19 protein-coding genes and 1 pseudogene are annotated in these 19378 nt (G+C 60.9%); 6 read left to right on the plus strand and 14 right to left on the minus strand.

Going from position 1 to position 19378, the window contains the following annotated elements:
- Positions 1-368 precede the first annotated feature (368 nt).
- Complete coding sequence (locus AC07V9_RS27265) at positions 369-827, plus strand: REP-associated tyrosine transposase (RefSeq protein WP_495018724.1); 459 nt, start codon at positions 369-371, stop codon at positions 825-827.
- 145 nt (positions 828-972) lie between these two features.
- On the opposite strand, the gene AC07V9_RS27270 is transcribed toward AC07V9_RS27265, so the two are convergent.
- Complete coding sequence (locus AC07V9_RS27270) at positions 973-2169, minus strand: class I SAM-dependent rRNA methyltransferase (RefSeq protein ID WP_495018725.1); 1197 nt, start codon at positions 2167-2169, stop codon at positions 973-975.
- 213 nt (positions 2170-2382) lie between these two features.
- Between AC07V9_RS27270 and AC07V9_RS27275 the strand changes: the two genes are divergently transcribed.
- The 3 genes from AC07V9_RS27275 (at position 2383) to AC07V9_RS27285 (ending at position 4503) form a co-directional block, all read left to right on the plus strand.
- Entirely contained in the window at positions 2383-3195 is an 813-nt protein-coding gene (locus tag AC07V9_RS27275; RefSeq protein ID WP_495018748.1) for an HDOD domain-containing protein, read from the plus strand.
- Positions 3196-3234: 39 nt separating this feature from the next.
- The gene (gene mutM / locus AC07V9_RS27280) at positions 3235-4047 is read left to right on the plus strand and encodes a bifunctional DNA-formamidopyrimidine glycosylase/DNA-(apurinic or apyrimidinic site) lyase (RefSeq protein ID WP_495018726.1); all 813 of its coding nucleotides are present in this window, start codon (positions 3235-3237) and stop codon (positions 4045-4047) included.
- A gap of 117 nt (positions 4048-4164) precedes the next feature.
- Complete coding sequence (locus AC07V9_RS27285) at positions 4165-4503, plus strand: multidrug transporter (RefSeq protein ID WP_495018727.1); 339 nt, start codon at positions 4165-4167, stop codon at positions 4501-4503.
- On the opposite strand, the gene ggt is transcribed toward AC07V9_RS27285, so the two are convergent.
- From ggt to AC07V9_RS27305, 4 genes are all read right to left on the minus strand, one after another.
- Positions 4485-6227 carry a gamma-glutamyltransferase gene (ggt, locus tag AC07V9_RS27290; RefSeq protein ID WP_495018728.1) on the minus strand — a complete coding sequence of 581 codons (1743 nt, stop codon included), beginning with the start codon at positions 6225-6227 and terminating at the stop codon, positions 4485-4487. The two genes, AC07V9_RS27285 and ggt, sit on opposite strands and share 19 nt — an antisense overlap.
- A gap of 78 nt (positions 6228-6305) precedes the next feature.
- Complete coding sequence (locus AC07V9_RS27295; RefSeq protein ID WP_400599356.1) at positions 6306-6557, minus strand: YfhL family 4Fe-4S dicluster ferredoxin; 252 nt, start codon at positions 6555-6557, stop codon at positions 6306-6308.
- Between the two features lie 99 nt (positions 6558-6656).
- Positions 6657-7136 (minus strand): pantetheine-phosphate adenylyltransferase, encoded by a 480-nt coding sequence (gene coaD / locus AC07V9_RS27300; protein WP_495018729.1) that lies wholly within the window; start codon positions 7134-7136, stop codon positions 6657-6659.
- Between the two features lie 205 nt (positions 7137-7341).
- Positions 7342-8781 (minus strand): coniferyl aldehyde dehydrogenase, encoded by a 1440-nt coding sequence (locus tag AC07V9_RS27305; protein WP_495018730.1) that lies wholly within the window; start codon positions 8779-8781, stop codon positions 7342-7344.
- A gap of 281 nt (positions 8782-9062) precedes the next feature.
- Between AC07V9_RS27305 and AC07V9_RS27310 the strand changes: the two genes are divergently transcribed.
- Together AC07V9_RS27310 and AC07V9_RS27315 are read left to right on the plus strand one after the other, a co-directional pair.
- On the plus strand, positions 9063-9749 hold the full coding sequence (locus tag AC07V9_RS27310; RefSeq protein ID WP_495018731.1) for a TetR/AcrR family transcriptional regulator: 687 nt from the start codon (positions 9063-9065) through the stop codon (positions 9747-9749).
- Positions 9750-9818: 69 nt separating this feature from the next.
- Positions 9819-10673 (plus strand): sulfurtransferase, encoded by an 855-nt coding sequence (locus AC07V9_RS27315; RefSeq protein ID WP_495018732.1) that lies wholly within the window; start codon positions 9819-9821, stop codon positions 10671-10673.
- 42 nt (positions 10674-10715) lie between these two features.
- Here AC07V9_RS27315 and AC07V9_RS27320 read toward each other — a convergent pair whose 3' ends face one another.
- From AC07V9_RS27320 to AC07V9_RS27360, 9 genes and pseudogenes are all read right to left on the minus strand, one after another.
- Complete coding sequence (locus AC07V9_RS27320) at positions 10716-11648, minus strand: MetQ/NlpA family ABC transporter substrate-binding protein (RefSeq protein ID WP_495018733.1); 933 nt, start codon at positions 11646-11648, stop codon at positions 10716-10718.
- Positions 11649-11713: 65 nt separating this feature from the next.
- Positions 11714-12382, minus strand: coding sequence for a methionine ABC transporter permease (locus AC07V9_RS27325; RefSeq protein ID WP_495018734.1), 669 nt, complete (start codon positions 12380-12382; stop codon positions 11714-11716).
- Positions 12383-12400: 18 nt separating this feature from the next.
- Entirely contained in the window at positions 12401-13405 is a 1005-nt protein-coding gene (locus tag AC07V9_RS27330) for a methionine ABC transporter ATP-binding protein (RefSeq protein ID WP_495018735.1), read from the minus strand.
- A 135-nt stretch (positions 13406-13540) separates the two neighbouring features.
- Positions 13541-13864 carry an AzlD domain-containing protein gene (locus AC07V9_RS27335; protein ID WP_495018736.1) on the minus strand — a complete coding sequence of 108 codons (324 nt, stop codon included), beginning with the start codon at positions 13862-13864 and terminating at the stop codon, positions 13541-13543.
- Entirely contained in the window at positions 13861-14589 is a 729-nt protein-coding gene (locus AC07V9_RS27340; protein ID WP_495018737.1) for an AzlC family ABC transporter permease, read from the minus strand. The genes AC07V9_RS27335 and AC07V9_RS27340 overlap by 4 nt, the downstream gene beginning before the upstream one ends.
- Positions 14590-14766: 177 nt before the next feature.
- Positions 14767-15795 (minus strand): hydrolase, encoded by a 1029-nt coding sequence (locus tag AC07V9_RS27345; protein ID WP_495018738.1) that lies wholly within the window; start codon positions 15793-15795, stop codon positions 14767-14769.
- Positions 15779-16399 (minus strand): 16S rRNA (guanine(966)-N(2))-methyltransferase RsmD, encoded by a 621-nt coding sequence (gene rsmD, locus AC07V9_RS27350; protein WP_495018739.1) that lies wholly within the window; start codon positions 16397-16399, stop codon positions 15779-15781. The genes AC07V9_RS27345 and rsmD overlap by 17 nt, the downstream gene beginning before the upstream one ends.
- Positions 16399-17748: pseudogene (locus tag AC07V9_RS27355) on the minus strand (M16 family metallopeptidase); the annotation flags it as partial. The pseudogene AC07V9_RS27355 and the gene rsmD, both read right to left, overlap by 1 nt.
- 143 nt (positions 17749-17891) lie before the next feature.
- Positions 17892-19244: a M16 family metallopeptidase gene (locus AC07V9_RS27360; protein WP_495018740.1), complete on the minus strand. Its 1353-nt coding sequence runs from the start codon at positions 19242-19244 to the stop codon at positions 17892-17894.
- Positions 19245-19378 lie beyond the last annotated feature (134 nt).

The raw sequence follows: 19378 nt of genomic DNA on the forward strand, positions 1-19378 counted from the left end.
AATCAGGTTCAGTAAGGGAGTGAGCTTCTCTTGGTCCATTGCAACGGCAACAGGTAGCTGCCGATGCGGATGAGGTCGGTGACGCCACAGGATCGCTGCGCTTGACCGGAGCTCATAAACCCGCCGGGGGATGATTGGCGATGAATAGACCGATTCTACACCCCTGAACGTTGGATGGAATGGCGAGACGCGTTGAGCGCAAGGTCTTGCGCCTAAGCGGTCGCGTTTACGGGTGTGAATGAGATCCGATGTAGGAGCGCGCTTGCCCGCGAAGGCGTCGGCGTGGAGACATCCAATTACATGATTGCCCGACGCTTCTGCAAGGGGTCGCTAGCCTTGCTAATTGGAGACTTGTGGAGTGCAAGGGAATGAGCGGATCGCAAAGAGGCTCGGAGCTTCGCCTGGGTCGATATTCCGGTATCGGGCAAATTTACCTTCTGACGTCCGTAACACATGGCCGTTTCCCCGTATTTTCTAACTGGCAAGCGGGGAGGCATGTAGTCGCAGAATTTCGCAAAGCCCAGCAGGACGGTCGCGCCGATTCCTTGGCGTGGGTCGTAATGCCGGATCACTTTCATTGGCTGGTGACTCTGAAGCAGGGCAATTTAGGCACGCTCATGAGGCGTATCAAATCAGGTAGTTCTCTTTCACTGACGCGTGCCGGCTTCTCTTCGCAGCGCATTTGGCAGAAGGGTTATCACGATCGTGCTGTCAGGCGCGAAGAGAGTCTGCAGAGTATTGCGCGGTATATCGTAGCCAATCCCTTAAGAGCGGGATTGGTGAAGCGAATTGGCGATTATCCACTTTGGGATGCGGTGTGGTTGTGAGATTTTTCGCGGGCAAGCGCGCTCCTACGGTCAACCGCGTTCACTTAAAAACGCATTCAACCGTAGGACCGCGCTTGCCCGCGATGGCATTTGTACGGAAGCTGCAAAAATCTGCTATCTGCTATCTGCTATCTGCTATCTGCTATCAGCTATTAGGCAACAACCGGCACGTAATGCTCTTGATGTAGCGGGTTTCCGGAATGGCCGGGTGGACCGGGTGATCCGGGCCCTGGCCGCCGCGTTCCAGTAGCTGGATATTGCGGTCCAGATGGCGGGCGCTGGTCAGGAGGATGTTTTGCAGGTCGTCCTCTGGCAGGTGCATCGAGCAGGATGCGCTGACCAGAATGCCGTCTTTGCTGAGCAAGCGCATGGCCTGTTCGTTCAGGCGGCGGTAGGCGCCTTCGCCGTTTTTGAGGTCTTTCTTGCGTTTGATGAAGGCGGGCGGGTCGGCGACGATCACGTCGAAGCGTTCCTCGGCGGCCTTCAGTTCTTTAAGGGCTTCGAACACGTCGCCTTCAATGCAGGTGACTTTCTCGGCAAAGCCGTTCAAGCCGGCGTTGCGCTCTACGCCATCAAGGGCGAAGCCCGAGGCGTCGACGCAGAACACTTCGCTGGCGCCGAAAGCGCCCGCTTGCACGCCCCAGCCGCCGATGTAGCTGAACAGGTCCAGCACGCGCTTGCCTTTGACGTACGGGGCCAGACGCGCGCGGTTCATGCGGTGGTCGTAGAACCAGCCGGTTTTCTGGCCTTCCATCACCGGCGCTTCGAATTTCACGCCGTTTTCTTCCAGTGCGACCCACTCCGGCACCAGACCGAACGCGGTTTCAACGTAGCGGTTCAGGCCTTCGGCATCACGGGCGGCCGAGTCGTTCTTGAGCAGGATGCCGCTTGGCTTGATCACTTGAATCAGCGCAGCCAGCACGTCGTCCTTGTGGTGTTCCATGGTCGCGGAGGCCAGCTGCACCACCAGGATGTCGCCGAAACGATCGACCACCAGACCCGGCAGCAGGTCGGAATCGCCGTAGACCAGGCGATAGAACGGTTTGTCGAACAGGCGCTCGCGCAGGGACAGGCAGACGTTGAGGCGATGCACCAGCAGCGATTTGTCCAGTGGCAGCTTGACGTCGCGCGACAGCAAACGTGCGCAGATCAGGTTGTTCGGGCTCATGGCGACGATGCCCAAGGGCTTGCCGCCCGCTGCTTCAAGAATCGCCTGGGCGCCTGGGGCAAAGCCGTTGAGTGGGGTGGCGGCAACGTCGATTTCGTTGCTGTAGATCCACAGGTGGCCGGCGCGCAGGCGACGGTCGGCGTTGGGCTTGAGGCGCAAGCTAGGCAGGGACATGACGTCGCTCCGGGTAAAAAAGAGCGGGATTATACCGTTGCGCACACGCTCTGGTGAATTTACCTGAGGACGGTCTGTCGGAACCGATGAGTGCTTCAACGGTTGTCGAAGCATGGGCGGTAAGGGTTAGAATCGCCCCCTGACCTTGAGTGTGTACTTATGTCCCAAGAGCTTACTTCCGAGCAGATCCAGCAAGCGTTGCAAGGCATCAGCGTGCCGCCCCAGCCGCAAATCATGGTCGATTTGCAGATGGAGCAGTACATGCCCGACCCTGATCTGGGTGTGATCGCCCGGTTGATCGCGCAGGACCCCGGCCTTTCCGGCGCCTTGCTGAAAATCGTCAACTCGGCCCATTACGGTCTGGCCAACAAGATCGCCTCCATTCAGCGCGCGGTGAATCTGCTGGGCAGCCGCTCGGTCATCAACCTGATCAACGCGCAGTCGATCAAGAGCGAAATGAGCGACGAAACCATCGTGGTGCTCAATCGCTTCTGGGACACCGCCCAGGATGTGGCGATGACCAGCCTTACGCTGGCCAAGCGCATCGGCTCGCAAACCGTGGACGAATCCTACGCGTTGGGTCTGTTTCATGACTGCGGCGTGCCATTGATGCTCAAGCGCTTTCCCGAGTACATGAGCGTGCTGGAAGAGGCTTACGCCAAAGCAGGCCCTGAATGCCGCGTGGTTGATACGGAAAATCGCATTCTCAACACGAACCACGCCGTTGTCGGCTATTTCACTGCCAAGTCATGGCGTTTGCCTGAACATGTCAGCAATGCCATCGCCAACCATCACAATGCATTGGCGATTTTTCAGGAAGAATCGGGTCGTAACGCGCCGTTGAAAAACTTGCTGGCGATTCTGAAGATGGCAGAACACATCTGCTCGTCCCACCGCGTGCTGGGCAATCAGGCCATCGATCATGAATGGAACAACATCGGTCACCTGATTCTTGATTATGTCGGCCTGTCGGACTACGACTTCGAAAACCTCAAGGAAAGTATTCGTGAGTTGAGCGCGCATTGATCCTGCGCGCTCGCGTTTCACCCGCCATCGAGCAGCCCCATGCCTGAATTACCTGAAGTCGAAACCACTCGTCGGGGCATTGCGCCCCATCTGGAAGGCCAGCGCGTCAGCCGCGTGATCGTGCGCGACCGGCGTTTGCGCTGGCCCATTCCGGAAGACCTGGATGTCCGTCTGTCGGGGCAAAAGATCGTCGTGGTGGAGCGGCGGGCCAAGTATCTGCTGATCCAGGCGGAAGTCGGGACGTTGATCAGTCATTTGGGGATGTCTGGCAACTTGCGTCTGGTGGAGGCAGGGCTGCCGGCGCTCAAGCATGAGCACGTCGACATCGAGCTGGAATCCGGGCTGGCGCTGCGTTACACCGACCCGCGTCGGTTCGGTGCGATGCTGTGGAGCCTCGATCCGCATAATCATGAATTGTTGATTCGCCTGGGCCCCGAGCCGCTGACCGACCTGTTCGACGGATTGCGTCTGTTCGAGCTGTCGCGGGGGCGCTCGATGGCGGTCAAGCCGTTCGTCATGGACAATGCCGTGGTGGTGGGCGTGGGCAACATCTACGCGACTGAAGCACTGTTTGCCGCAGGCATCGATCCTCGTCGTGAAGCAGGGACCGTTTCCAAGGCGCGCTATATCAAGCTGGCCATCGAGATCAAACGGATCCTGGCCGCTGCCATCGAGCGCGGCGGCACGACCTTGCGTGATTTCATCGGGGGTGATGGCCAGCCGGGCTATTTCCAGCAGGAGCTGTTTGCCTACGGTCGGGGCGAGAAGCCTTGCAAGGTCTGTGGCACGACCATGCGCGAGGTCAAGCTGGGGCAGCGGGCAAGCGTGTATTGCCCTAAATGCCAGAAGTGACGGCAGGCGTCCTACAACACGCGTGTCTCGTTTGAGACATTCATTCCCTTGCGTAACCCCAATCCCTGTTTATAGTGAGCAGCATCACTTTTCCTGCTGTGCCTGAAGGATCACGCCATGAGCCCGTTTCGCATTCTCGCTGCCACCCTGGCCCTGCTCTTCGGTTTGCACATGACGCCCGCCATGGCGCAAGTCGAGGCATCGGGCAGCGGCGATCCGATGTACGAAATCCAGAATCCCCCGGCCTACGCGATGATCGGCGACCTGCTAGTGGCGCGTCCTCTGCTGATCGTGGCAACGGTGATCGGTGCAGGGCTCTTCGTGATCGCCTCGCCATTCGCAGCAGCGGGCGGCAATCTGGGCGCAACGGGCAAGGCGCTGGTGGTCGAACCGGGCAAGGCTGCATTCGTGCGTTGCCTGGGCTGCACGACCAGCGGTTACGGCAAGCAGGACTGATCGGCGCAGGTGCGCACCCGATTCAGCGGTGCGTCAGGACTGAACGTCGCTGAAACGCCCACCCCTCTCGGATCGCTCGCAGCCTCGACGCGAGCATTGTTCTTGCGCCACAGCAGCACCTGCTGATTGCCGATGTCGCCTTTGGTCTCCTTGACCCGATAGCCGCGCTCGCGCAAATCGCTCAATTCTTCATCGCTGAATGCGCCGGGCTCGTATTCCATCACATCGGGAACGTATTGATGGTGGTAGCGCGGCACCGACGTCCAACGGGCGATGGGCTGATCATCCAGATACTGCAGCATCGACAGCAGCACCATGCTCGGAATGCGGCTGCCGCCAGGTGTGCCGAACGCTGTGAACGTCTGCGGGCTCTCGATGAAGCTCGGGCTCATGCTCGACAGCGGGCGCTTGCCCGGTTCGATGATGTTGGCCGGGCTGCCTGCCAGCCCATAGGTGTTGCTACCTGTGGGATCGATGGCGAAGTCGTCCATCTCATCGTTCAGAATCACGCCCGTGCCGGGTACCGTGAAGCTCGAGCCGAAGGGCAGGTTGAGTGACAACGTGGCGGATACCGCATTGCCTTGGTTATCCAGCACCGAGAAGTGGCTGGTGTTGTCGCCTTCGCGCCAGCGCGGCGCGGGGGGCAGGACGTTGTTGAGCGTGGCGCTGTGGGGGTCGATGCTGGTCGACAACTGCAGCAGATAATTCGGCGCCAGCACCTGCGCCACCGGGTTGGGCACGAAATCAGGGTCGCCCAGCAGCACGCGATCACGATAGGCGCGACGCAGGACTTCCACGACGTAATGAGCCCGTTGCACTTTCTCCGATTCACGCCACGGCAACTGCTGCAGCATGAACAGGCTCTGCGCCAACGCAATGCCGCCTGCCGAAGGGGGAGGGGCGCTGATCAGTTCGCGCTGGTCAGCCAGCTGGAAGCGCAGGGGCGTGCGCGTGATGACGTCGTACTCTTCGAAATCGTGGTAATTCCAGACCCCGCCCGCTGCGCGCACACCACTGACCATCGATTGCGCTGTCAGTCCGCTGTAGAAACCGGCCCGGCCCTTGTCGGCCAGTCGCTCCAGCGTTTGCGCCAATTCCGGCTGTTTGATGATCTCGCCCAAGTCTGGCACGTCATTGTTGCGCAGGAACAAGCGGGCGCTTTCCTTATCGGCGCGCAACGCGAACAGCCGCCAGCTGGCCCGTTCTCGGTACACCTTGTCGACCTCGAAACCCCGGTAAGCGATGCGAATGGCGGGCGCCATTGAAATACTCAGGGGCAAGCGGCCATACCGCTCTGCGAGTTCGACCAATGCTGCGGGCAAACCGGGAATCGCGGCCGCCAAAGGACCATTGAGGGACAAATCCGGTTGCACCACGCCATGGCGGTGGAACATCCGCAGTTTTGACTTGAGCGGGGCTTTTTCTCGCGCGTCGAGGAACTGGTATTGCACCGGCTCCCTTGCCTGACGCAACAAAAAGAAGCCGCCGCCGCCTAGCCCCGAACCATAGGGTTCGACCACGGCAAGGGTAGTGCTGATGGCGATGGCGGCGTCGAAGGCGTTGCCGCCATCGACCAGAATTTCCCGACCGGCGGCGGTCGCAATGGGATGAGGACTGGCTATGGCGGCCTGATCAGGGTGATCGGGGCTGCCTTGAGCCGAGAGGGCGCACAGAAAAAGCACTGCGCCAAACGAGGACGGTATCCACGTAAGCTTCGATGTCATGCGTATCTCGCTCAGGTCAACAGGCATTACAGCCAGTATCTTCGGCGAAAGCGCGTATGCCGACAGGTATGCCTACGTTTATGCCTTGCTGGTAATCAACTTGTATTTGGCCATCAGCTCGTCCTTGCTCTCGACGTGGTTTTCATCCAGCGGGATGCAATCCACGGGGCAGACTTGCTGGCACTGCGGCTCGTCGTAGTGGCCAACACATTCGGTGCACAGGTTCGGATTGATCACGTAGATCTCTTCACCCTGGGAAATCGCTTCGTTCGGGCACTCGGGTTCGCAGACGTCGCAATTGATGCAATCGTCGGTAATGATCAGGGACATGGATACTCCTGCCGCGGTCGACACCGGGGCATATCGAGAAACTAATGCGCGAATTGTGCCGCATTAGCGCCCGGTATGCACCTCAACATAGCGCAGGAACTAGGCTTTGAACCTTTCCTTGAGCGCTTGGGCGACCGCCGGGTGTACGAATTTGGTGATGTCCCCGCCTAACGCCGCGATTTCTCTGACCAGCGTAGATGAAATGAATGAATAGCGTTCGGAGGGGGTGAGAAAAAGACTTTCGACGTCCGGCGCGAGTTGTTTATTCATGTTGGCGAGCTGAAATTCGTACTCGAAGTCCGACACCGCACGCAGGCCGCGCAGCAGGATGTTGGCGTTTTGCTCTTGGGCAAAGTGCGCCAAAAGGGTGGAGAACCCCACCACTTCGACGTTAGGCAGATGTTTGGTGGCCTCGCGCGCCAGCGCCACACGTTGCTCCAGCGGGAACAGCGGGTTTTTCTTGGGGCTGGCGGCAATGGCGATGACCACTTGGTCGAACATGCGCGAAGCGCGCTCGACCAGATCGCCATGACCCTTGGTGATCGGGTCGAAGGTGCCTGGGTACAACACTCGGTTCATCGCGTCGTCCTGGTCGGAGTTCGTTCGGGACTCGGATGGTAGCGCAGCGCAGGCGGATGGGCCAAGCCAGGTGTGCAGGACGTCGCGCCACCTGCGGGGGGCGTCGGAGGTTACGACAGCAGCGAAAGCGCCGCAGCAGCCGACATCAATGTGACAGGCCGGGCATCAAACAAGCCGCCCCCCATGCCGTGCCGCTGCGCCGCACTCATCGCACGAACAGCCGATACACCAGCTTTTGAATCGCTTTGCCGTAAGGCGGGTAGATCAGTCGTGCGGCATTGAAGCGCTGCTTGATGAACACGCCTTTGGCCTTGCTGAAGGTCAGAAAGCCTTCGTGGCCGTGGTAATGCCCCATGCCCGACGGGCCGATGCCGCCGAAAGGCAAGTCGTCCTGGGCGACGTTCAGCAGGGTGTCGTTCAGACAGACGCCGCCAGAATGCGTCTGCTCCAGCACTCGATTCTGCTCGGCCTTGTTGTAGCCAAAGTAATAGAGCGCCAGTGGGCGAGGTCGCTGGTTGATGTAGGCAAAAGCCTGTTCGATGCGCTCGTAGGGCACGATGGGCAGCAACGGGCCAAAGATTTCGTCCTGCATGACCAGCATGTCGTCGCTGACATTCAGCAGCAGACTGAAAGGCAGGCGCCGATCTTGCGCCTCTTTATAAAGGGAAATGACTTGTGCGCCCTTGCTGGTGGCGTCCGCCAGGTAACTGTTTAGCCGTGCGACATGTCGGGGATTGATGATGGCGGTGTAGTCCGGGTTGTCGGCCAGCGTGGGATAAAACCCTGTGACCGCCTTTCGGTAGGCCTCGACGAACTCATCGACACGATTTTTCGGCACCAGCACGTAGTCCGGCGCCACGCAGGTTTGTCCGGCATTCAGGGTTTTACCAAAGGCGATGCGCTCGGCGGCGTCCGCGACCGGCACGTCACTGGAAACGATAGCGGGAGATTTTCCCCCCAGTTCCAGCGTCACCGGGGTCAGATTTTCAGCCGCTGCGCGCATTACATGGCGTCCGATGCTGGTGGCGCCGGTGAACAATAAATGATCGACCGGCAGCCGCGAAAACGCCACGCCGACCTCGGCCTCACCCAGCACAACAGCCACTAGATCCTCCGGAAAGACCCTGGCAAACAGCCTTTTGAGCAATTCGCCTGTGGCCGGCGTCGACTCACTGAGCTTGAGCATCACCCGATTGCCCGCCGCCAAAGCGCCCACCAGTGGGCCAATGGCCAGGTACAGCGGGTAATTCCACGGCACGATCACGCCCACCACGCCTAATGGCTGATAAATGACCTTCGCTGATGCCGGCTGAAAGGCCATGCCGACGCTGCGTCGGGACGGGCGCATCCACTTGGTCAGATGGCGGCGGGCGTGATGGATGTTGTGCAGGCTGGGCATCAGCTCGGCGAGGAGGGTTTCGTCAGCGCTGCGGTGGCTGAAATCCGCGCTGATGGCGTCGATCAACGCCTGGCGCTCATCGCTCAACAGCTGGCGCAGGCTGTCGAGCCATTGCCGACGCTGTGCAGCCACAGGCATCGGGTTCGCTGCAAAGGCTTGACGCTGCAAGGCGAATATTCGTTCGACCTCATCGCAAGATTCGGACAGACCATCGGGCAAGGGCAAACGCGCGGATTCGACAGGCATCGCTGCAGGTCCTTTTTGAAGTGATGCAGTGTTTTTAGAGTTATTACTCTATAAAGTCAAATGCTCTCCGCAAGGCCTGCGAACGAAGCTGACCAGCGCTGCTGGGTCTGCGCGGGGTGATTCTGATGCCGGGGCTGGTGAGCGGCGTGATCGGCATTGCCGTTACGGCGCGGGTTCAGTGACCACTGCAACGTCGGTCGAGTTGTGAGGACTGCACCGATGCGCGGCGCATGCGTTAAGATCCAGCACATCTCTGTGACATCCCAACGTTCGAGCTGAGCATGGCGCCGCGCATCAAAACCCTACGCATCAAGACCCGAGAGCGCATCGTGCAGAGCAGTCTGGAGCTGTTCAATCTGCAGGGCGAGCGTAGCGTGAGCACCAATCACATCGCCGCGCACATGGAAATCTCGCCGGGCAATCTGTATTACCACTTCCCCAACAAGCAGGCGATCATCGCCGAGCTGTTCAGCGAATACGAAGCGCTGGTCGACAGCTTCCTGCACCCGCCCAAGGGCCGTCTGCCGGGCGTTGAAGACAAGCGTCATTACCTGATGGCGATTCTCGATGGCATGTGGCGCTACCGTTTTCTGCATCGCGATCTTGAGCATCTGCTCGATGCCGACCCCGAGTTGGCCGACCGTTATCGTCGCTTCTCCCAGCATTGTCTGATCAAGGCCATGGCTATTTACGGAGGGTTCGTCGAGGCCGGGATTCTGGCAATGGACAGGGTGCAGATCGAATCGCTAACCCTCAATGCCTGGATCATCCTCACGTCCTGGGTGCGGTTTCTCTGCACGACGCGGGAAAACGCCAGTCATCTGAATGAGGACGCCATCCGCCGGGGCGTCTATCAGGTGCTGATGCTCGAAATGGCTTACGTCACGCCGCAGGCGCGGGATGCTGTAAATGCGTTATGCGCAGAATTTTATGTGCCATTGAACAAGGCACTGGAGGACGCGAATTGAATAGCGTCTATCCATTTGAATAGATTGTCTTAACGCTTTAGCCACTTTTACTGTCTGCAGGAGCCCGTCATGTCCATCGCGCAATTGATCAGCCCGCAACAATTGGCCGAACGCCAACAGCAGCCCGGGCTTGTGATTCTTGATTGTCGTTCTTCCCTTGATGATCTGGACTACGGCCAGCGTAGCTATGCGGAGGGGCACATCGAGGGTTCGTCCTACGCTGATCTGCTCAGAGACCTGAGCGGGCCGATCACCAAGGGCGTGACTGGTCGCCATCCGTTGCCTGATCCGCAGACGTTGATCGAGCGTCTGCAATTCTGGGGCGTGCACAACGACAGTGACATCGTGCTTTATGACGACGGCCCCGGTGCCTATGCCGCTCGCGCCTGGTGGCTGCTGGCGTGGCTGGGCAAGCGCGAGGGTGTGTATGTGCTCGATGGCGGTTTGAAGGCCTGGCATGCCGCAGGTCTACCGTTGAGTCTTGACCCGCCGGAGCATCGCGAAGGAACGTTTCAGGGCAAGCCGGACGACAGGCTGGTGCTGAGCGCCGCCGACGTGCAGAAGCAACTCGACAGGCCGGATGTCACCCTGATCGACGCCCGTGCGCCTGCGCGTTTCCGGGGCGAAGTCGAGCCCATCGACCCGGTGGCCGGGCACATCCCCGGCGCGCAATGCGCAGCCTTCACTGACAACCTGGGGCCCGATGGTCGTTTCCTGCCAGCGGATCAACTCAAGCAGCGCTTTGCGCAAACCCTCAACGGGCGTGCGCCTGAGCAGCTGGTCGCTTACTGCGGCTCCGGGGTCACGGCCTGTCACAACCTCTTCGCGCTGTGCCTTGCGGGTTATCCGTTGGGGCGCCTGTATGCAGGCTCCTGGAGCGAGTGGATCAACGATCCCCAGCGTGGGGTTGCGACGGGGGAATGACTTGGCGCGGGCCGAGTTCAAGGCGGCCCGCGTGTCACGTCATCAGCGAACGAGCTTCTGATCCGGCACCACAAAGCCCCGGTAGTTGGCTTCGATGAACTGCTTCACCTCAGGCCCGGTCAGGTACTTGGCCAGCAGCGTTACCCGCGGGTCGTCGAGCATGTCGTTGCGGGCGTAGATCAGGTTGGCGTACGGGTTATCGGTGATGTGTTCGCGCACCAGCGCCTGTGAAGGGTCGACCCCGTTCGACAGCGCAACGTCGCCGTTGATGAAACTTGCATCGGCATCCGGCAGCGCCTTGGCGCGCAAGACGGTGTCGGTGGGCACCAGTTTCAGGTGGTGAGGGTTGTCGACGATTGATTTCTCGCTTACTGAAATGGCCGCTGGCGAGCTGTCGAGTTTCTCCACATTGAGTTTGATCAGGCCCAGGTCCTGCAGGATGAACAGCGACCTCGGCAGGTTGGTCTGCTCGTTCGGGACGAGGATTTTCGCGCCGTCAGGCAGATCCTTGGGGCTCTTGTACTTCACCGAATACAGGCCGAACGCGTTTAGCAGCACGGTCGCCTTGCCATCGAAATTGTTGAGTTTGGGGTGCGCGACTTTCCAGGCGTTGACGTAGGGTTGGTGCCCGGTGAAGTTGACGTCGGTGTCGCCATTGGCCAGCAGCTCGTAGGAATCCAGCGCACCGCTGCCGCCGCTGGTGGTCAGTTTGAGCTTGAGTCCCGAACCGTCGGCGTCGGCCAGTTTCTGCACGAAGCGCACGATGTCGCCCTGGGGCGATGCGGTGGCGTAGATCTTCAGCGGCGTGTCGGGCACGGTCGTGCCTTTGTTGGCGGTGCTCGCCACTTCGCTGGCCGAGGCGTAATTCTGCTTGCCCATAAAAACCGGCATGACCATTGCGGTGCCGACGGCAATCACTGCAATACCGGCAGTCAGCACTGCCTTGCGTCTGGACGTGACTCGAGTGTTTTCCATGATTTCTCTTCGACAGATGGGGAACGGGGCGGCCTGTCTCGCGACCGGCCTTGAAATCCTGGCGGCTAGCGCTTGTGGCGGCGTGCGCGAATCCAGACGTCGCCGCTGATCTGAATCAGCTGCACGATGATGACCATGGCGAACACCGAGATGAACATCAGCTCGCCGTAGAAGCGCTGGTAGCCGAACTCGATGGCGAAGTCGCCCACCCCGCCAGCACCCACGGCGCCGGCCACGGCCGTGCCTTCGACGGTGCCCACCAGAATGATGGTGATGGCATTGAGCAGGCCGGAAAACGACTCGGGCAGCAGCACTCGAAATATCAGCTGAAAACGCGTCACGCCCATGGCGCGCGCGGCTTCGATGCGGCCTTGGTCCAGCTCACGCAACACTGACTCCACCAGCCGCGAGAAGAACGGCGTGAAGCCCAGCACCAGCGGAATGATGGCCGCGATTGGCCCGAGGGTGGTGCCCACGGTCGCGCGGGTGATGGGGATCAGCAGCACGATCAGGATCAGAAACGGAATGGAACGGCCAACGTTGACCGCCGTGGTCAGCAGGTAATACAGCGCAGGCCGTGGCGAAATGGACTGCGGCGCGATCAGGTACAGCGTGGTGCCGATGGTCAGGCCCGCCACGATGATGCAGGGGCCGGCGATGGCGATCATGTAGAGGGTCTGGGCCAGTGCGGCCCAGAAATCCGGAAGGTAGGTCTGCCAGGTGATAGGGTCCATGGGGCGCTCGAGCGAATATCAGAGATTGACGGTGATCATCTGGTCGGTCAGCCATTGCCTGACTTGCACGACATCCACCTGGGTTTGCGGGTGGCGCGGGCGAAACCGCACCTGAAACCGGGCGATGGGGGTTTTGCCCAGGTTGTCCACGCGCCCGGACAGGATCGAGAAGTCGACCCGCAGCGCGCTGGAAAGCGTAGAGAGCAGGTCGGTCTGGGTTTCGGGGTGTTCGAAAATCAGGTCGAGGGTGTCCGGGCCATGCTGCCAGGCGGCGTCCTTGTTCAGCGGCAGCAGGTGATCCTTGAGCACCGAGTGCTCGCGCTGGATCACTTGTTTGAGCGTGCCGCCCTCGGTGATCCGCCCATGCTCGACCAGCACGGCAGCGTCGCAGGCATAACGAATGACGTCCCAGGCGTGGGTGATGAGGATCACGGTAAAGCCGTAGAGCCGCTTGAGTTCGGCCAGCAGGTCGAGAATGGTCTGCGTGGTTTGCGAATCCAGCGCGCTGGTCGCCTCGTCACACAGCAGCACGTCGGGGTTGGTGATCAGGGCGCGGGCGATGCCGACGCGCTGTTTTTGCCCCCCTGACAGTTGCGAAGGGTAGTGGCCTTCGCGATCCTTCAAACCGACTTTGTCAATCAACTCTCGCGCCCGCGCATAGCGCTCGGCAGCAGGCACCCCGCGGATCGCCAGCGGAAACGCGACGTTATCCAGGACCGTCTTGCCGTGGAACAGATTGAAGTGCTGAAAGATGGTCGAGACTTTCGACAGGTATTGGCGTTGACCTTTGAGGTTCAGTTTCGCCAGATCCTGGCCATTGAATTCGATGGTGCCCGCCGAGGGTGTTTCCAGCAGGTTGAGCAGGCGCAGCAGCGTGCTTTTCCCGGCGCCTGAGGTGCCGACGATGCCCAGAAAGCTGCCGCGCTGAATCTCCAGGTGAATATCTTCCAGCGCAGTGATAGCAGCGTTGTCGCGCTCGAACGTTTTGCTGACATTGGCCAGTCGGAAAATCGGATCACTCACTGCAGCTGTCCTTGGTGATGGTTGCCGGCGCAAATCATTCGGTAGCTGCATAATCAGTGCTGGTGGTTATAACGGAAAAGAATTTTTAATTCTTTGCTTATAACCTTCAACACGTGCGAATCCGGGAGCTGATCTTCAAATTTGGCCCAATGCCCAGCGAAGCAGGAAGAACACCGCAAGCCCTCCGCCGATCGTGGCCAGCAGATTACGGCTGAACGCCGCAATGCCGATGGCAACGATACCGGCCAGCAGGTAAGCGTTATCGAGCGACACCTGCCAGTGCTGCCCATCCGGCAACAGCATGCCTGGCACCACGATGGCGGTCAGCACAGCGGTCGGCACGTAATGCAGGCCCTGTCGCACCACCGGCGGGAAGCGCAAGTCTGGCCAGGCGAACAGGCTGTAGCGCATCAGAAAGGTGATTGCGCTCATCCCCAGAATCAGCCACCAGTAGTTCATGAGTGTGCCTCCTTGCATGACGCCTCTTTCTGCCCTGCGCCCTGACGACGCTCCAGCAGTACCCCCACAGCGATCCCGCTGAATGCCGCCGCCATCAGTCCCAGCTTGTACGGCAGCGACCACGTCATCAGTGCCACCGCGCCTGCTGCCAGCGCGGCTGCGATTTGCGGCTGATTGCGCAATAAGGGCACCACGATGCCGATAAAGGTCGCCAACATCGCGAATTCCAGCCCCCATCGGGCCATGTCCGGAACCGCTTGGCCGAACAATACGCCCACTAGCGAACTGCCGACCCAGCAGGCATACAGCGCGCTGGTCACCCCCAGCCAATACCAGTGCGCCAGCGGCGTGCGGCCGTGGACGAGGTAGTAACGCTGGACCACGGCGAAGCTCTCATCGGTTAGCCAGAAGGCCAGCAGCAGTCGCCAGCGCTGCGGCAAACCCTGGACTTGCGGCTGCATCGTGGCGCTGTAAAGGACATGGCGCAGATTGACGATGAAGGTCGTCAGCAAGATCACCACGGCGCTGGCGCCAGCGCCCATCAGGCTGACCACGATGAACTGAGCGGAGCCGGCGTAGACGAACATCGACATACCGACCGCTTGCCAGAGGGACAAGCCGCCGACGCCTGCCAGGGTTCCGAAGATGATGCCGAACGGCGCGATGCCGACCAGCATGGGGACGCTGTCGCGAAGGCCGCGAACATAAAGTTGATTGCGGGACATGGTGTTTCTCCTTATGTCCCGAAGGGTAGGCCGGTGGTGGCAGGCTGTCTTGAACGATCTTGCAAGTGAGAGGCTCGCAAACCTTTGCGGGTGTGAGCTCGCTCACGAAGACAGTTTCAACCCTGCATGTCCTGTGGATCTGCTGGCTTTTCGTGAGCAAGCTCACTCCCACGGATGTCAGTTGCTGGGCTGCCAAATGCTTTGCGAACCATGGACATCCACCAGCCAGTCCGGAATCCGCTGCTCCAGATAGTAGAGCGGTTTTTTGACCGAACCGCCGACGAAGCCGACATGCCCGCCCCGCGCCTGCAAGTCGAATCGAGTGCTGGCCGACAACTCGCTGAGCGCAGGCAGGCTGTGCTTGAAGACGAACGGGTCGTCGAGCGATTGCACCAACAAGGTGGGCGTGCGAATCGCGCCGAGGAAATAGCGGCTCGACGCGCGTCGGTAGTAATCCTGGGCGTCTACAAAGCCGTTCAGTGGCGCGGTGACCTTGCCGTCGAAATCCCAGAACGTGCGCAAGTTGTCCAGCGAGCCCAGCGCTGCGAGTGTGGCCAGACCCTCGTTCATGCCTTCGTGCTGGAAGCGCCGCTGTTTGTCCTTGATGTATCCCACCATCTCGCGCATGAAGTGGCGCTGATAGACCCGGGAGAACCCCAGCCCGATGCGGTCTGCGCATTCGTCCAGACGAAACGGTACTGACACCGCTGCGGCCCCTTGCAACTGACTTTCCAGCCCCGACTCGCCCAAATGCTTGAGCAGAATGTTGCCACCCAGCGAATAACCCACGGCATACAGCGGCGCCATGGGCCGTGCGGTGCGGATGTGGGCGATCACGGCGGCGAGGTCATCGCTGACCCCGGAGTGATAGCTGCGCGGCAGCAGATTGGGCTCGCCCGAACAGCCTCGCCAGTTCAGCGCAACGCTGGTCCAGCCGCGTTTCTCCATCGCCTGCTGCAAGCCGACGACATAAGGCGAGTTGGAGGAACCGGTCAGGCCATGCAGCACCAGCACCACGGGCACCTTGGCATCGTGAGGGCCGTGCCAGTCCAGATCGAGGAAGTCGCCGTCGTCGAGCCACATGCGCTCGCGACGGCGTTGCAGGTGAAGGGTCTTGCGCCAGATCGGCCCCCACAGGGTTTGCAGGTGGGGATTGCCGATGCCGAACGCCGGGACGAACGGACGGCTGTCAGCTGACGAGGCCACTGCGTTCCCACAATGCATAGTGCACTTGCCCGGTCTTCTTCTCCCGGTGCAGACGCCAGTTGCCCGGCAGGCCGAGGGTCGACGGTGCCGTTTCGCTTTCGGTATAGATCCAGGCGTCGTTGGCCAGCCAGCCGCGCTCCTCGAGCAATGTGCAGGCCGGAACGAGCAGGTTCTGGTGGAAGGGCGGGTCGAGGAAAACCACGTCGAAGGGCTCTGCGGCCTGGGTTTCCAGGTAACGCAGGGCGTCGCCAGCCGAGGTCTTGCCGACCGTGCAGCGCAGCGTGCCCAGGTGTTCACGCAAGCTGGAAATGGCGGCTGAGTTGGCATCCAGTGCCAAGCCCATGCTGGCGCCGCGGGACAAGGCTTCGAGGAACAGCGCGCCACTGCCCGCGAACGGGTCGAGCACGCGAGCGCCTTCGATGTAGGGGGCCAGCCAGTTGAACAGGGTTTCGCGCACCCGGTCCGGCGTCGGGCGCAGGCCGGGGGCATCGGGAAAACTCAGACGCCGACTGCGCCATTCGCCGCCGATAATGCGCAACTGGCCAAGGCCCGTATGGATTTTATGGCCTTTGTGTACGCGCGGCGGCTTGGAAGTCGAGGTCATCAGTGCTCCGGAACGCCGAGGGGTTGTTCGGCGGGTCTATCGGTAGGGGGCGGCAGCGGCTTCTGCGGGACAGTGGGGCCCGCGGTCACGATCACTAGGTTGTCCACGTTCAGGTGTTTGTTCATCACCGCCTTGATCTGCTCGACGGTGACGCTCTGGGATTGCGTCATGAAATCTTCGAGGTAGGACAGAGGCAGATTATAGAAGCCGATGGCGCCCAGTTGGCCAACGATCGCCGAATTGCTTGCGGTCGACAGCGGGAAACTGCCAGCGAGTTCGCGTTTGGCGTCGTCGAGTTCTTTCTGGGTCGGGCCGTTGGCAAGGAAGTCGCGAGTGACGTCCTTGACCAGTTTCAGGGTGTTTTCGCTCAGTTCGGCACGGGTTTGCAGGCCGATCATGAACGGGCCCTGGGCCTGCATCGGAGTGAAGCCCGACGAGACGCCGTAAGTCAGGCCGCGTTTTTCGCGCACTTCAGTCATCAGGCGGCTGCCGAAACCGCCACCGCCCAGGATCGAGTTACCCAGCGACAGCGCTGCGTAATCCGGGTCGGCGCGATCGATGCCCAGTTCAGCGAGCATCAGGTGAGTCTGCTTGGACGGGAATTCGATGTGGGTTTCGACCGGCTTGGGCTCGGTTGGCGCGATGGTTTTCGCCAGCGCCGGGCCTTTTGGCAGCGAAGACGAGACTTGTGCCGCAACCGCTTCAGCCTCTGCGCGAGACAGGTCGCCGACCAGCGCAATCACTGCGTTGCCCGCCGCGTAGGCCTTGGCGTGGAAGGCTTTGAGCTGAGCGAGATTGATCGGCGTGATGCTCTTGGCATTACCCATGCTCGGGTGCGCGTAAGGGTGATCGCCATACAGGCGCTTGAACAGCTCGTCGCCCGCCAGTTTGCCGGGGTTCTGCTTCTGGTATTCGAAACTGGCCATCAGCTGGTTTTTGATGCGCGCCAGCGAGTCGGCGGGGAAGGTCGGTTTGCCGACGACTTCCGAGAACAGCTTGAGGGCCGGCTCACGTTTGTCTGGCGCGCTCAGGCTGCGCAGCGATGCGAGGGCCATGTCGCGATAGGAGCCATTGCCGAAATCGGCGCCCAGGTCTTCGAAGCCCGCGGCGATGGCGCTCACGTCCTTGCCTTTGACGCCTTCGTTGAGCATGGCGTTGGTGATCAGGGCGATGCCGGGTGTCGCGCCGTCCTGACTACTGCCTGCGGCGAACAGCACGCGCATGTCGAACATCGGCAATTCGTGGGCTTCGACGAACAGCACGCGGGCGCCTTCGGCCGTGTTCCACGACTGGATATTCAGGGCGCGGCGGGCCGGTGCCTTGCCGTCGAGCTCCTTGAGCGAGGTCAGAGTGTTGGCGGCCTTGTCGATGGCCTTGGGCGTTTCGGCGGGAGTGTCGGCCATGGCCGATGTGATGTTGCCCAGGCCAAGTGCCACAGCCAGCAGCAGTGCAGGGGCCCGGGTTCGCACAGCGCGTGCATCGATGCGCTTGGTCATTGGGCTTTCTCCTCAGGCAGAACGTGGGCGACGGCAAGGCGTTCGCGAGTGAAATAGGTGCGTGCGGCTTTCTGGATGTCCTCCGGGGTCACGCTTTGCAGCGCGGCCAGCTCGCCATCGATGAGCCGCCAGGACAGGCCGACAGTCTCCAGCTCGCCAATGGTGCTCGCCTGGCTGGTGATGGAATCGCGCTCGTACACCAGGCCTGCGATGACCTGTGCGCGAACCCGCTCAAGCTCGGCCTTGGTCGGCGGCTTGTTCTTGAGTTCGTCCAGCAGGCGCCAGATTCCGGCTTCGGTGTCCGCCAGGGTTTTCTTCTTCTGCATGTTCGGTGTGGCGCTGATGGTGAACAGGCTGTCGCCGCGGGTGTAGGCGTCGTAGTTCGACGATGCACCGGTGACCAGCTCCTCGCCGCGTTCAAGACGGGAAGGAATGCGCGCGCTGTAGCCGCCGTCAAGCAGAGCTGCGATCAGGCGCAGTGCGTTGACCGATTGCGGGTCGGTGGCGGTGCTCAGGCTGGGCACGTTGAAGCCGTACATCAGGCTGGGCATCTGGGTGGCGACATGCACGGTGATCTGGCGCAGGCCAGGCTCGGGCAGCTCAAGCGGTTTTTTCGACGGTGGGACGTCCCGACGCGGCACCGGCCCGAAGAAACGCTCGGCCAGGGCCTTCACTTCGTCGGGTTTCACGTCACCGACCACCACCAGCGTGGCGTTGTTCGGCACGTACCAGGATTCGTACCAGTGGCGCAGCTCTTGGACCTTCATGCGGTCCAGGTCGGCCATCCAGCCGATGGTCGGCGTGTGGTAGCCGCTGGCCGGGTAGGCGATGGCCTTGAAGCGCTCGTAGGCCTTGGCGTTGGGCTTGTCGTCGGTGCGCAGGCGACGCTCTTCTTTAATGACCTCGATTTCCCGGGCGAACTCTTCCGGCGGCAGGCGCAGGCTGGCCATGCGATCGGCTTCCAGCTCGAAGGCCACGCTCAGGCGGTCGCGGGCGAGCACCTGGTAGTACGCGGTGTAGTCGTCGCTGGTGAAGGCGTTTTCTTCCGCGCCCAGGTCGCGCAGGATCAACGAGGCTTCGCCGGGGCCTGCCTTGGAACTGCCCTTGAACATCATGTGTTCCAGCGCATGGGAAAGACCAGTCTGGCCCGGCGTCTCGTAGCTGGAGCCGACCTTGTACCAGACCTGCGATACCACGACGGGCGCCCGGTGATCTTCGCGCACGACCACCTTCAGGCCGTTATCCAGTGTGAATTCAGTGGTGGGTTGAGGGTCGGCGGCAACGGCGGTGAGGGGCAAACACAATGTACCGAGCAAAAAGCCTGCGGCACGGCGGGCGAGAGCATTCATTCGTAATTCGAACCTTCGAGACGGCCTGCGTGAACTTAGCGTCGGCGGGCGCGGGGGTGTTAGGATAGCGGCCAGTTTGGCTGCCGACTATGCCCGAAAGCGATACTTGGGAATCGGACTACGATGCAAGTCGT

The organism is Pseudomonas sp. GW821-FHT02A11 (assembly GCF_059421985.1).

What these genes read in the sequence shown, in the direction of transcription:
- AC07V9_RS27265 (WP_495018724.1), top strand. Translation starts at nt 369, where the DNA reads ATGAGCGGATCGCAAAGAGGCTCGGAGCTTCGCCTGGGTCGATATTCC.
- AC07V9_RS27270 (WP_495018725.1), bottom strand. Translation starts at nt 2,169, where the DNA reads ATGTCCCTGCCTAGCTTGCGCCTCAAGCCCAACGCCGACCGTCGCCTG.
- mutM (WP_495018726.1), top strand. Translation starts at nt 3,235, where the DNA reads ATGCCTGAATTACCTGAAGTCGAAACCACTCGTCGGGGCATTGCGCCC.
- AC07V9_RS27285 (WP_495018727.1), top strand. Translation starts at nt 4,165, where the DNA reads ATGAGCCCGTTTCGCATTCTCGCTGCCACCCTGGCCCTGCTCTTCGGT.
- ggt (WP_495018728.1), bottom strand. Translation starts at nt 6,227, where the DNA reads ATGACATCGAAGCTTACGTGGATACCGTCCTCGTTTGGCGCAGTGCTT.
- AC07V9_RS27295 (WP_400599356.1), bottom strand. Translation starts at nt 6,557, where the DNA reads ATGTCCCTGATCATTACCGACGATTGCATCAATTGCGACGTCTGCGAA.
- coaD (WP_495018729.1), bottom strand. Translation starts at nt 7,136, where the DNA reads ATGAACCGAGTGTTGTACCCAGGCACCTTCGACCCGATCACCAAGGGT.
- AC07V9_RS27305 (WP_495018730.1), bottom strand. Translation starts at nt 8,781, where the DNA reads ATGCCTGTCGAATCCGCGCGTTTGCCCTTGCCCGATGGTCTGTCCGAA.
- AC07V9_RS27310 (WP_495018731.1), top strand. Translation starts at nt 9,063, where the DNA reads ATGGCGCCGCGCATCAAAACCCTACGCATCAAGACCCGAGAGCGCATC.
- AC07V9_RS27315 (WP_495018732.1), top strand. Translation starts at nt 9,819, where the DNA reads ATGTCCATCGCGCAATTGATCAGCCCGCAACAATTGGCCGAACGCCAA.
- AC07V9_RS27320 (WP_495018733.1), bottom strand. Translation starts at nt 11,648, where the DNA reads ATGGAAAACACTCGAGTCACGTCCAGACGCAAGGCAGTGCTGACTGCC.
- AC07V9_RS27325 (WP_495018734.1), bottom strand. Translation starts at nt 12,382, where the DNA reads ATGGACCCTATCACCTGGCAGACCTACCTTCCGGATTTCTGGGCCGCA.
- AC07V9_RS27335 (WP_495018736.1), bottom strand. Translation starts at nt 13,864, where the DNA reads ATGAACTACTGGTGGCTGATTCTGGGGATGAGCGCAATCACCTTTCTG.
- AC07V9_RS27340 (WP_495018737.1), bottom strand. Translation starts at nt 14,589, where the DNA reads ATGTCCCGCAATCAACTTTATGTTCGCGGCCTTCGCGACAGCGTCCCC.
- rsmD (WP_495018739.1), bottom strand. Translation starts at nt 16,399, where the DNA reads ATGACCTCGACTTCCAAGCCGCCGCGCGTACACAAAGGCCATAAAATC.
- AC07V9_RS27360 (WP_495018740.1), bottom strand. Translation starts at nt 19,244, where the DNA reads ATGAATGCTCTCGCCCGCCGTGCCGCAGGCTTTTTGCTCGGTACATTG.